The sequence below is a fragment of the uncultured Tenacibaculum sp. genome (assembly GCF_947502995.1).
Classification (GTDB): Bacteria; Bacteroidota; Bacteroidia; order Flavobacteriales; family Flavobacteriaceae; genus Polaribacter.
The window spans coordinates 61,269-74,596 of record NZ_CANNBW010000026.1 but is presented as its reverse complement, the minus strand read 5'-3'; the positions used below and the strand labels follow the sequence as shown (position 1 = coordinate 74,596).

Genomic DNA, 13,328 nt, shown 5'->3' with positions numbered 1-13,328 from the left:
GTAATCAGTAATCAGTAATCAGTAATCAGTAATCAGTAATCAGTAATCAGTAATCAGTAATCAGTAATCAGTAATCAGTAATCAAAATTAATATTCTGGTGACTTGGCAAAAATTAAACTAAACTGAATTCTACTGAAGTTTGGTATGCGTTTTGTTTACACGTTACTCATTATTAAAAACTGGATTACTATGAAACTACATTACGCATTATTTATTGGGGTAATTTTACTTATTGCTAGTTGTAAACGAGAAAAACTTGAACCATTTACTCCTAAAAATCACTTAGCAAGTTTTCAAAAAGAAAAATCACAATTCTTTGATTTAGACACGATATACTGGAAAAAAATTATTGGGAAACATGGAACAAAAATTAACTATTATAGAGGTTTATTTGATTTAAAAGAAACTGATAAAGTACAATTAGAGTTAATAGAGTTATACGATTTTAAAGAAATTTTATATCGTAACATTCAAACCTTAACTACCGATAATCAACTTTTAGAATCTTCAGGAGTTTTAAAAATTAAGTTTACTTCTAACGGAAAAGAACTACAATTAAAAAAAGGTGAAAGAATAGCAGTTTTCCCTCCAAAAAGAAAACTGATGGATAATGATATTTTCCTTTCTGAAACAGATTCTATTGGAAATATCAAATGGAAAATTACAAATCAAGATTATTGTGATATCCTTATTTATGTTGGCGGAGGAATCACTACTCGTAAAACTGTTGCTTGTGATTCTGTTCAATTCTTTATAAAAAATTCTAATAGGTGGAACCCAAATAAGCCATTAGACTCTACAAAAAACAGCGAACGATTTATCCTCTATAATTTAAGTGCTAAATGGATTAACATAGATCATTTTGTCAAAAATGTTTCAAAAGTCGACTTTTCTGTTACTGAAACAACTCGTCGATTTACTGGCTTTGATATTTATTTCAATTATGACAATATTAATTCTTTTATGTACCAATCAAGGTTTGGAGACAATTTAAAATTCCAACAAATTCCTATCAGTGGAAAAACACATATCATTATAGTCGGCACATACAAACAACAGATTTACTATGATAAAATTGAATTGAAAGAAGCTACGAATAACGCTACATTGAATATTAACATGAAAAAAACTACTACAAAAGATCTAAAAAGACTATTTGAATAATAGTCTTTATTTTTGTCGGAAATACTATTCAATGAAAATATCTGTAGAGCTAACACTCACTCCACTACAAGATAACTTTGAGGAACCTATTATTAATTTCATCAAAAAATTAAGAGCTTCTGGAATCACAGTTCTAGAAAACCCTTTAAGTACTCAAGTTTATGGAGAATATGATACCGTAATGAAGTTATTAACCAAAGAGATTAAAGAAACTTTTGAACTTATCGATAATGGTTTACTTCAAATGAAAATTGTTAAATCTGATCGTAGTAATTATGAACCAAATTTTTGATTTCCTTTTCGGTCAATATTATTCGTACAGTACACTAGATATTTGTTTAGAAATTATCGCTGTTATTTTCGGGTTTTTATCTGTTTGGTATTCTAAACAAAATAAAATCTGGGTTTTTCCTACCGGAATGATTAGTACTGCCATTTTCGTATATCTTTTATTAAAATGGGAACTTCTAGGAGATATGATGATTAACGGATATTACTTTATCATGAGTCTTTATGGTTGGTATATTTGGACTCGTAAAGTTTCCGATACAAATGTTACTCCGATTTCTAGAACCACGCCTTATGAAAAGAAAATTAGCATTGTTATTTTCTTCGCTACATTAATTTTCGTGTATGTTGTGTATGCAATTTTCGACAAATGGAATAACTGGACAGCTTATATAGATACTGTTACTACTGCCATATTTTTTGTAGGAATGTGGCTTATGGCCAGAAGAAAAATCGAGAACTGGATTTATTGGATTATTGGTGATATTATCTCCGTTCCTTTGTATCTTTATAAAGGTTTTACATTTACTAGTTTTCAATATTTAATTTTTACAATTATAGCTGTATTAGGATATTTAGCATGGAAAAAAGACTTAGACAACAGGAAAACAGCATAATTAAAGTCGTTTTGTTTGGACCTGAAAGTACAGGTAAAACAACTTTATCGCGTCAATTAGCAAAACATTATAATACTAAATGGGTTCCTGAATATGCTAGAGAATACCTACAAGATAAATGGAACAGAGAACAAAAAATTTGTGAGCAAGAAGATATCATTCCTATTGCTGAAGGACAAATAACTCTAGAAAACAATCTTGCTGAAAAAGCTAATAACGTTTTAATTTGCGATACCGATTTATTAGAAACTAAAGTATATTCTGAAGAGTATTATGGTGGTTTTGTTGATGATTTACTTGATAAAGCTGCAATTGAAAATTCCTATGATTTATATTTCCTAACTTATATTGATACTCCTTGGGAAGCTGATGATTTACGAGATCGACCAGAACAACGTGAAGAAATGTTTAAAGCTTTTAAAAATGCTTTAGAAAAATATGATCGCCCGTATGTTCTATTAAAAGGAGATAAAGAAACGCGTTTCAAAAAAGCTGTAAAACTTATCGATGAATTACTTCAAAAGAGGGAATTAACTACTTCTGATACTCTAATTGATTTAGATCTTCATTTCTTACATCATACTACCAACATGGAAAATCATATGTATAATGATTTTTGAGGTTATTAAAAAAGAACTCTTATTTAAAGCTGTTAGAAGTTCTGGTGCTGGCGGACAACATGTAAATAAAGTATCTTCTAAAATAGAACTTAGCTTTTCTTTACAAGATTCAAACGGACTTTCGATTCGAGAAAAAGAATTGTTATTACGTAAACTTGATAAGAAACTAACAAAAGAAGGAATTCTGATTTTAACCTGTCAAGTAAGTAGATCACAACACAAAAACAAAGAACTTGTAATTACTCGATTATTTCAATTGCTATCACAAAATCTTATTCAAGAAAAAAAGCGAAGAAATACTAAACCAACTCGTGCTTCAGTAATTAAAAAAGCTAAAAACAAACAATTTCATTCAGCTAAAAAACAACTTCGCAAGAAACCCAAAATAGATTAGTTCTAAATATTGTTCGCTATTTAAAAAATCCAACTTAACTTTGCATCGTTCTCATAAAGGGGTGCCTTTTTTTTGGAATCATTATTTTAAAAATTGAGCTGAGATCATACCCATTGAACCTAGAACAGGTAATGCTGTTTAGGGAAAACACACTAGAGCATTAAGGCAAAAAATTATGCCTTTTTACAACGGTGTATATGAATTAATTATTCAAAATTATACAATAGAATAATTACCTCTTTTTATTCTTCATTTAAAATGAAATTTTTAACCATTTGTAAAAGAGTGAAGATATTAGTATCTCTTTTATTTTTTTCAATCTCATTATCAGTTCAAGCTCAATCTGTAGTTTTATCAGGTAAAGTAGTAGACGATGCTAAAAAACCATTAATTGGTGCTACAGTAATTGTTCGTGAACTTAAGAAAGGATCTACAACAGATGCTGATGGAAATTTTAAAATTAAATTACCTGAAGGGAAGTATTTATTTGAAGTTTCTTATTTAGGATACCGAACTATTAAAAAGAAATTTTCTACTAACACAAAAGATTTAGTTATTCAACTTACTTCAGAAGAAAATGTTTTAGAAGAAGTTTTAGTTTCTTCCATTAGAGCTAAAGCAGGAACTCCTATGACATATTCTAACGTTAGTAAAAAAGAAATCGCTAAACGTAATTTAGGTCAGGATATTCCTGTTTTATTAAACTATTTACCTTCAGTAATTTCTTCTTCTGATGCTGGAGCTGGAGTTGGATATACCTATATGCGAGTTAGAGGTTCTGATGCTTCTCGAATTAATGTTACAATTAACGGAATTCCATATAACGATGCTGAAAGTCAAGGTACATTTTGGGTAAACTTAGGAGATTTTGCTTCTTCAACACAAAGTTTACAATTACAAAGAGGTGTTGGAACATCAACAAATGGTTCTGGAGCATTCGGAGCTAGTTTAAATATTTTAACTGATGCTGTTTCTGAAGAAGCTGGTGGTGAAGTCTCTAATTCATTTGGTTCTTTTGGAACTAGAAAACATACTGTAAAGTTTACTACTGGTTTATTAAATGATCATTTCGAACTTTCTGGTCGTTTGTCTAACATTTATTCAGATGGATATATCGACAGAGCTTTTACAGATTTAAAATCTTACTTTTTACAAGGAAGTTATATTGATGATAACACTTTAATTAAAGCTATTGTTTTTGGTGGAACTGAACAAACTTACCAAGCTTGGTTCGGAACTCCTGAAGCTCGTCTTACTGGAGATCAACAAGGAATTGAAGATTTTATCGTAAATAACGGATTAACTCCAGAACAAGCAGATAATCTTAGAAATTCAGATCGTAGATACAATCATTATTTATACGATAACGAAACTGATAATTACTGGCAAGACCATCATCAACTACACTGGAATGAAAAATTCAGCGATAAAATTTCAACTAATATTGGTTTAAACTACACTCGTGGTAAAGGATATTTTGAGCAGTTTAAGGAAAATGAAAATGCTGCTGATTTTAATAATCTTATTGTTGATAATAGTGATGTAATTGTTCGTAGATGGTTAGATAATCATTTTTATGTAGTTAATGCTTCTGCAACTTATACGTTAAAAGGATTAGAAATTATTGCTGGAGGATCTTATAGTAATTACAGCAACGATCATTACGGAGAAGTAATCTGGGGAAGTGATTTAGCTCCAGGTACAAATATTCGTGATCGTTATTATTTTAGTGATGCTAAAAAGCACGACTTAAGTTCTTTTGTAAAAGCAAATATTAGTATTAATGATAAACTTAATGCATATGTAGATTTACAAGGAAGATTTGTTAGTTACAGAACAAACGGATTAACTTCAGATCGTGATCCGTTAGATGTTGATAAAGATTTTAACTTTTTCAATCCGAAATTAGGTTTAACATATCAAGTAAACGATAATAATAGTCTTTATGCATCTTATGCAAGAGCTAACAGAGAACCTAACAGAAACGATTTTGAAGGTGGTAATTCTCAACATGAAACTTTAGATGATTTCGAATTAGGTTGGAGATTAAATACAGGTAGTATTAAAGTTAATACGAATGTATACTATATGGATTATAAAAATCAATTGGTATTATCAGGAGCGATTAATAATGTTGGTGAGCCGCTTAGAGAAACTAGTGGAAGTAGTTATAGATTAGGTTTAGAAATAGATGCTAGTGTTATTTTAACTGACTTTTTATCGATACAACCAAATGTAGCTTTTAGTGCTAACAAGAATCGTGATTTTAAAGTTCCAATCGATGGTGCTATAGAAAACTTAGGAAACACAGATATTTCTTTTTCTCCAAACGTAATCGTTGGTAATGCTTTAAACTATAAACCTATTGAAAATTTACAGATTTCATTTTTATCAAAGTTTGTAGGCGAACAATTTATGGGAAATTTAAGCGGAAGAATTTCTGATAATGAACGACTAGGTAGTTACTTTACGAGTGACTTAAATGTTATTTATGAAATAAAAACTAATAAAATCTTTGATTCTATAGTATTAACAGGATTAGTAAATAATATTTTTGACAGAGAATATGTTGACAGAGGATATTATTTCTTCTTTGATGATACTTGGTCGAATCCTGGAGTTACAACAACAGTTGACGGCGCAGGATTTTATCCACAAGCAACTAGAAACTTTTTAATTGGAGCTACATTAAAGTTCTAAGTAATAAAAAACCGAGTGAAATCACTCGGTTTTTTTATTTATTCTTTATTTGTATTGTTGATTATTTTTTTCTCCCAAGCTACATATCCACCTTTAACATTATAAACTTCGTAACCGTTATCAGCTAAAACTCCTGCAGCAATTTTACTTCTTCTACCAGATCTACAATACACATAAACTGGTTTTTCTTTATTTAAAACCTCCAAACTTTTTGTTTCGAAACTATTCGAAATTAAATTGACTTGAATCGCATTGAAGATAACTCCGTCTGACGTTTCGGAAGCTGTTCTTACATCTAAAATCTGGATGTTTCTATCTTCTCGTATTTTGAGTTTTAAATCATCTACGGTAATAGTTTTTACATTTTCATTACTACTAGCGCAAGAAAATAAAATGCAAATCCCAATTAAACCTAAAATGAATTTTCTCATGTTTCAATTACTTTGAAACACATAACGATTGATCTCTTTGAATATTGGTTTCTTTGATCGCTTTATATCCTCCAGCTACATCAATTACATTATGAAATCCTCTAGATTTTAATATAGAAGCTGCAATTACAGAACGATAACCGCCAGCGCAATGAATATAAAAGTCGTTAGTGTTTGGAAACATACTAATATAATCATTTAAATAATCTAATGGAGTGTTTTCAACGTTTTTTATATGATCTGAGTTATATTCCCCTGGTTTTCTAACATCAAAAACTGTAACTTTTTCTTCTAATGCTTTTTCTAAATGATTTGCTGAAACTGAACGTAACGTATCAAAATCTTTATTCGCATTTTTCCAACTATCAAAGCTTCCTTCTAGGTATCCTAAAACATTATCAAAACCAACTCTTGCTAATCTTGTAATTGCTTCTTCTTCTTTTCCTTCAGGTGTTACCAAAACAATTGGTTGTTCTGTATCTCTAATTAAAGCTCCCACCCAAGGCGCAAATGATCCATTTAAACCAATAAAAATAGATTGCGGTATAAATCCTTGGATAAAATCAGATTGATGCCTTACATCTAATATTAAAGCTTCATACTTATTTGATACATACTCAAACTCATCAACAGAAAGTGCTTTTGTTCCTCGCTCTATGATATTATCGATAGAATCGTAACCTTCTTTATTCAATTTTACATTTAAAGGAAAATACTCTGGTGGAGGCAATAAACCATCTGTAACTTCTTTTACAAACTCTTCTTTAGTCATATCTGCTCTTAAAGCATAGTTTGTCTTCTTTTGGTTTCCTAATGTACTTACAGTTTCTTTACTCAAATGCTTTCCACAAGCTGAACCTGCTCCATGAGCAGGATAAACAATGACATCATCGTGTAAAGGCATTATTTTAGTTCGTAAACTTTCATAAAGAAAACCTGCTAAATCTTCTTGAGTAATATCTCCTTTTTGAGCCAAATCTGGTCTTCCAACATCTCCAATAAATAAAGTATCTCCACTAAAAATTGCGTGATCTTTACCGTTTTCACCTTTTAGCAAATAAGTTGTGCTTTCCATCGTGTGCCCTGGTGTATGCAAAGCAACGATTTCTATATTCCCAATTTTGAAAACTTCAGAATCTTTAGCGATATGTGACTTAAAATTTGTTGTTGCAGTTGGTCCGTATACAATTGTAGCTCCTGTTTTTTCAGCTAATGTTATATGTCCACTTACAAAGTCGGCATGAAAATGAGTTTCAAAGATATATTTAATTTTAGCTTCATCTTTTTTAGCCTTATCGATATATGATTGTACTTCACGTAACGGATCTATAATAGCTACTTCTCCATTACTTTCTATATAATATGCTCCTTGCGATAGGCAGTTCGTATAAATTTGTTCAATCTTCATAATTCAATGTCTTTTATTTGTACGCTTGATGAATGTACTGAGCGTATTTTTTTTGATTTGTATTATCTCCTGTTTTAAAAAATGTTACTGCGCCATTTGCACGCATAAAAAAGTGATCTAAATTTATAATTTCTAACAAACCACCTCTAAATAAATCATCTCTAACCGGACCTTTTACACCAGCAAGATAAAATGTTATTCCTTTATTCATGTAAAATTGAACTTGTTGTTTTAACATTTCAATTCCTGTACTGTCTACTCTATTGATGCTTTCAGCATCTAAAACAATTAATTTTAAACTCTCTCCTTTTTGATTCACCATATGCTCTAATCGTTCTCTGAAATAACTTGCATTTGCATAAAAAATTTGAGCATCGAAACGAAAAACAAGAACTTCTTTATCTAGTAGAACTTCTTTAAATCGATTCTTATTTCTATAAAAGTCGGAATCTGGCACTTTTCCTAACTCTACAACATTAGGTCGAGATGTTCTATAAATTAAAACGATAAGTGATAAACTAACTCCTATTAAAATTCCATATTCTATTCCAAAAAATAATGTTGCTAAAAAAGTAGCTATTAACAACCAAAAATCTAGAATATTTGCTTTCCACAAAAATCGGGCTTCCTTAACATTTACCAATCTAAAAACTGCTACAATTATAATAGCGGCTAAAACTGTTTTAGGTAAATAGTAAAATACTGGTGTTAAATACAACAGAGTAAGTACAACTAAACCTGCTGAAATAAATGCAGCTACTCCTGTTCTTGCTCCGGCATCAAAATTAATTGCAGATCTTGAAAAACTAGATGTAGATGGATACGATTTAAAAAATGATCCGAAAATATTACTTAATCCTAAAGCTATTAGTTCTTGATTAGGATCTATCTTGTATTCATCTTGTTGAGCCTCTAAATATTTACCAATGGAAATTGTTTCTAGATATCCTACCATTACTAAAGTAAACGCCATTGGCAATAACTCTCTTACTAAGCCAAAATTTAACTCAGGAACTGCAAAACTTGGTAAACCTGAAGGAATACTTTCAACAATAGCAACTCCAAAGAAAAAAGTTTCGAAAGCATACATTAAAACAATTCCTAAAACGACTACTATTAAAGCATTTGGTATTTTTTTATTAATTCCTCTTAATACAATGATTATGATACTTGTAACAATTCCAATAATCGTTGTTTTTGTTTCAAGCTCTGTAATTCTAGTTAATATATCTTCAAGTAAAACATGAATTTGATCACTTTGTAGAAAATCTACACCAAAGAAATTTTTGAATTGATTTAAACCTATTGTTATGGCAACTGCTGAAGTAAATCCTGTAATTACTGGTCTTGATAAAAAATTAACAATAAAACCTAAGCGGAAGACTCCCATTAAGAACTGAATACTACCAACTAACAAGGCTAAAAAGATTGCTATAGCAATATAACTCTCAGATCCCATAAGTGCTATTGTAGATATACTGGCAGCAACTATTAATGAATCTGTTGCTACTGGACCAATAGCTACTTGCCTCGAAGAACCGAATATTGCATAAATTACTTGAGGAATTAAAGCTGAATACAATCCGTAAATTGGTGGTAAACCTGCAATTAAAGCATAAGCTATACCTTGTGGTATTAAAACTGTTGCTACTGTTAATCCAGCAACAACATCTCCTTTGAATTGAGATTTCTTATACTTTGGTAACCACTCTAAAAGAGGGATGATTTTTTGTATTCTCACTTAAAATAATTCTCCTTGACTAGTTCCTTTTATTCTTCCTAGATGTTTGTAAGCTAAATCTGTTACTTCTCTACCTCTAGGTGTTCGCATAATAAAACCTTGTTGAATTAAAAAAGGTTCATAAACTTCCTCAATAGTTTCTGCATTTTCTGCAACTGCTGTTGCTAATGTAGTAATACCTACTGGTCCGCCTTTAAATTTATCGATAATGGTAGATAAAATTTTATTGTCCATTTCATCTAAACCATGCGCATCTACATTTAATGCCTTTAATGCATATTTTGCTATCTCTATGGTGATATTACCATCTCCTTTAATTTGTGCAAAATCACGTACTCTTCTCAATAGTGCATTTGCAATACGAGGTGTTCCTCTACTTCTACCAGCAATTTCTATCGCAGCTTCCATTGAAATTGGTACGCCTAAAATTGCTGAACTTCTTTGGATAATTGTAGTTAATAATTCCGTAGAATAATAATGTAAACGGCTACTGATTCCAAAACGAGCTCTCATTGGAGCTGTTAATAAACCAGATCTTGTCGTTGCTCCAACTAGAGTAAATGGTTCTAAATTAATCTGAACTGTTCTTGCATTCGGTCCAGATTCAATCATGATGTCTATTTTATAATCTTCCATTGCAGAATATAAGTACTCTTCTACAATTGGACTTAATCGATGAATTTCATCAATAAATAGCACATCACGTTCATCTAAATTTGTAAGTAAACCTGCTAAATCACCAGGTTTATCTAAAACAGGACCTGAAGTGACTTTAATTCCCACTCCAAGTTCATTCGCTAAAATGTGTGCTAAAGTGGTTTTTCCTAAACCAGGAGGACCATGAAATAAGGTGTGATCTAAAGCTTCATCTCTTTGATTTGCTGCTTCAACAAAAATTCTGAGATTTTCCAAAGCTTGATCTTGACCTGTAAAATCATCAAAAGATAACGGACGTAGTTTCTTTTCCACATCCATTTCTTCATGAGAATAATTAGTGTTTTCAGGGTTTAAATGCTCATTCATACATTAAAATCAAATTCAGTACTGCTAATATACTTATTAGTATTATAATATGGATAACAAAAAAGCCTTTCAATTATGAAAGGCTTTTGGTTTTTATATTTTTCACTTTTTAAGATGGTTCTTCACCGTCTTTTAAAGGTATTGTTTGTAAAACAAAATCTTGTCCATGAACGTAATTTCCATTGTCATCTACCTTACTGTAATCGTAAGCCCATCTATGTACTTCTGGAATTTTACCTGGCCAGTTTCCATGAATATGTTCTACTGGAGTAGTCCATTCTAAAGTATTAGATTTCCATGGGTTTTGTGTAGCTTTTTGTCCTCTATACATAGAGATAAAGAAGTTTGCTAAGAAAATTAACTGAGCCAAACCTCCAATGATAGCCATAACAGTCATAAATACGTTAATGTCTGCTAAATCGTCGAACATTGGGAAGTTTGTGTTTGTATAGTAACGTCTTGGTAAACCAGCTAACCCTATAAAGTGCATTGGAAAAAATACTCCATATGCAGATATAATAGTTAACCAGAAATGCCAGTATCCCATTACTTTATTCATCATTCTACCATACATTTTTGGATACCAGTGGTAAACACCAGCAAACATTCCGAATAAAGCAGATACACCCATTACTAAGTGGAAGTGAGCTACTACGAAATATGTATCGTGTACGTTGATATCTAAAGCAGAATCTCCTAATACTAATCCTGTTAAACCACCTGTAACGAATGTAGAAACTAATCCGATAGAGAATAACATTGCAGGATTTAATTGTAAGTTACCTTTCCATAAAGTAGTTACATAGTTAAATGCTTTCACTGCTGATGGAATTGCAATTAATACCGTTGTGAATGTAAATACAGATCCTAAGAATGGATTCATTCCTGAGATAAACATATGGTGACCCCATACGATTGTTGATAAGAATGCGATACCTAAGATAGAACCAATCATAGCACGATATCCGAAGATAGGTTTTCTAGCATTTGTAGAAATTACTTCTGATGAAATACCTAATGCTGGTAATAAAATAATATATACTTCAGGGTGACCTAAGAACCAGAATAAGTGCTCGAATAATACTGGAGAACCTCCTTGGTAATGTAATACTTCACCTGAAATGAATATATCTGATAAGTAGAAAGAAGTTCCGAAACTTCTATCGAATATTAATAATAATGCTGCAGATAAAAGAACTGGGAAAGAGATTACTCCAATGATAGCTGTAACGAAAAACGCCCACATTGTTAATGGTAATCTTGTCATCTTCATTCCTTTTGTTCTTAAGTTTAAAACAGTAACAATATAGTTAAGAGATCCTATTAACGATGATGCAATGAAAATCGCCATAGATACTAACCATAAAGTCATACCTAAACCTGAACCTGGAATCGCTTGTTTTAAAGCTGATAACGGCGGATAAATAGTCCAACCTGCTGATGCTGGTCCAGCTTCAACAAATAAAGACACAACCATTACTACAGAAGACAAAAAGAATAACCAATATGATACCATGTTTAAAAAACCTGATGCCATATCTCTTGCTCCAATCTGTAATGGAATTAATAAATTTGAGAACGTTCCACTTAAACCTGCAGTTAATACAAAGAATACCATAATAGTACCATGTATTGTAACTAATGCTAGATAAGTATCTGCATTCATTACACCGTCAGTTTGTTGGTGATCTCCTAAAAATGCTGTAATTATAGAAAACGATTTTTCTGGCCATGCAATTTGCAAACGGAATAACATTGACATAAATACTCCAATGATACCCATAAACATCCCTGTGATCAGGAATTGCTTCGAAATCATCTTGTGATCAGTACTAAAAATGTACTTTGTTACAAATGTTTCTTTGTGATGGTGATGTTCTCCTGACATAATTTATTTTTTCTTAATAAATTTTACTTAAAATCTTATTGAATTCTTTGAGCTAATGTTTTTTGCTCTCCTAACCACTTTTTGTAGTCTTCTTCTTCTACAACTGTAATTTTCATTTGCATATTGTAGTGTGAAGCTCCACAAATCTTGTTACATAATAATAGATAATCGAAAACGTAAGGATCTTCACCTTTCGCTTGTCTGATCTTATTAATTCCTTTAGCCTTTGCGATAACCTCAGGGTTTTTACGCATTTCCTCAGTAGTATATTTAGGCGTGAAAGAGAATTGAGTTACCATACCTGGTACACAGTTCATCTGAGCTCTAAAGTGAGGCATATAAGCCGAGTGTAAAACGTCTTGCGAACGGAACTTAAATAATATCTTTTTTCCTTTTGGAAGATATAATTCTGTCACTTGTTTATCATCTTGAGCTTTAGGATCAGACATATCAACTCCCATTGTATTTGTTTTGTTGATATCAATAAAGTTAACATTTCCTAAACCTAACTCGTTGTCAGCACCTGCATAACGAGCATCCCAACGGAATTGTTGAGAATATACCTCAATAACAATAGGGTTCTCATCGTCTCCTACGTACATGATGTTATTCCATTGCCATAAACCATATCCAATTAATAATACAATTGTTACTGCTGGAATTACTGTCCAAATTAACTCTAACTTGTGACTATCTGCAAAGAATAAAGCTTTCTTGTCTTTATTTCCTCTATACTTATAAGTAAAGAAGAAAATTAAAAATTGCATGATAAACTGAACAACACCTATTAATATAAAAGTGATATTAAAAAGTCTATCATCGTGTTCACCTTCGATCGATGCACTTTCAGGTAACATGATTACATTCATTGCCAATAAGCAATAGATCATCATAGCGTATAAAAACACCATAAACCCTAAAGCGATCTTTCCTTGTTTATTATTATCGTCATCATTAGCAATTACACTACGTAAATTCATTACGCGAGTGATTTGCCAAAAACTTACTCCTACTGCTACTGCAATGAAAATATAAAATAAAGCTAGCATAGTT

General features: G+C 31.3%; 12 protein-coding genes. 6 read left to right on the top strand and 6 right to left on the bottom strand.

The window, feature by feature from the left end:
- The first annotated feature begins 190 nt into the window (after positions 1 to 190).
- The 6 genes from Q1A46_RS18460 to Q1A46_RS18435 all read left to right on the top strand — a co-directional run bounded on the left by Q1A46_RS18460 (position 191) and on the right by Q1A46_RS18435 (position 5,784).
- The gene (locus Q1A46_RS18460) at positions 191 to 1,165 is read left to right on the top strand and encodes a hypothetical protein (protein WP_299682524.1); all 975 of its coding nucleotides are present in this window, start codon (positions 191 to 193) and stop codon (positions 1,163 to 1,165) included.
- A gap of 31 nt (positions 1,166 to 1,196) precedes the next feature.
- On the top strand, positions 1,197 to 1,457 hold the full coding sequence (locus tag Q1A46_RS18455; protein ID WP_299682521.1) for a thiamine-binding protein: 261 nt from the start codon (positions 1,197 to 1,199) through the stop codon (positions 1,455 to 1,457).
- Positions 1,441 to 2,070: a nicotinamide riboside transporter PnuC gene (pnuC, locus tag Q1A46_RS18450; protein ID WP_299682518.1), complete on the top strand. Its 630-nt coding sequence runs from the start codon at positions 1,441 to 1,443 to the stop codon at positions 2,068 to 2,070. The genes Q1A46_RS18455 and pnuC overlap by 17 nt, the downstream gene beginning before the upstream one ends.
- Entirely contained in the window at positions 2,034 to 2,690 is a 657-nt protein-coding gene (locus tag Q1A46_RS18445) for an ATP-binding protein (protein WP_299682515.1), read from the top strand. Before pnuC ends, Q1A46_RS18445 begins: the two co-directional genes overlap by 37 nt.
- On the top strand, positions 2,680 to 3,084 hold the full coding sequence (gene arfB, locus Q1A46_RS18440) for an alternative ribosome rescue aminoacyl-tRNA hydrolase ArfB (RefSeq protein ID WP_299682512.1): 405 nt from the start codon (positions 2,680 to 2,682) through the stop codon (positions 3,082 to 3,084). Before Q1A46_RS18445 ends, arfB begins: the two co-directional genes overlap by 11 nt.
- Before the next feature lie 285 nt (positions 3,085 to 3,369).
- Complete coding sequence (locus tag Q1A46_RS18435; protein ID WP_373456519.1) at positions 3,370 to 5,784, top strand: TonB-dependent receptor; 2,415 nt, start codon at positions 3,370 to 3,372, stop codon at positions 5,782 to 5,784.
- A gap of 38 nt (positions 5,785 to 5,822) precedes the next feature.
- On the opposite strand, the gene Q1A46_RS18430 is transcribed toward Q1A46_RS18435, so the two are convergent.
- The 6 genes from Q1A46_RS18430 to Q1A46_RS18405 form a co-directional block, all read right to left on the bottom strand.
- Positions 5,823 to 6,215 (bottom strand): rhodanese-like domain-containing protein, encoded by a 393-nt coding sequence (locus Q1A46_RS18430; RefSeq protein ID WP_299682506.1) that lies wholly within the window; start codon positions 6,213 to 6,215, stop codon positions 5,823 to 5,825.
- Between the two features lie 7 nt (positions 6,216 to 6,222).
- Positions 6,223 to 7,623, bottom strand: coding sequence for a rhodanese-like domain-containing protein (locus Q1A46_RS18425; protein WP_299682503.1), 1,401 nt, complete (start codon positions 7,621 to 7,623; stop codon positions 6,223 to 6,225).
- Positions 7,624 to 7,636: 13 nt separating this feature from the next.
- Positions 7,637 to 9,364 (bottom strand): SulP family inorganic anion transporter, encoded by a 1,728-nt coding sequence (locus Q1A46_RS18420; protein WP_299682500.1) that lies wholly within the window; start codon positions 9,362 to 9,364, stop codon positions 7,637 to 7,639.
- The gene (gene ruvB / locus Q1A46_RS18415) at positions 9,365 to 10,387 is read right to left on the bottom strand and encodes a Holliday junction branch migration DNA helicase RuvB (protein ID WP_095069644.1); all 1,023 of its coding nucleotides are present in this window, start codon (positions 10,385 to 10,387) and stop codon (positions 9,365 to 9,367) included.
- Between the two features lie 109 nt (positions 10,388 to 10,496).
- Positions 10,497 to 12,275, bottom strand: a complete 1,779-nt coding sequence (locus Q1A46_RS18410) for a cbb3-type cytochrome c oxidase subunit I (protein ID WP_299682496.1) — start codon at positions 12,273 to 12,275, stop codon at positions 10,497 to 10,499.
- Positions 12,276 to 12,310: 35 nt separating this feature from the next.
- The gene (locus tag Q1A46_RS18405; protein WP_299682493.1) at positions 12,311 to 13,324 is read right to left on the bottom strand and encodes a cytochrome c oxidase subunit II; all 1,014 of its coding nucleotides are present in this window, start codon (positions 13,322 to 13,324) and stop codon (positions 12,311 to 12,313) included.
- Between the last annotated feature and the right edge of the window lie 4 nt (positions 13,325 to 13,328).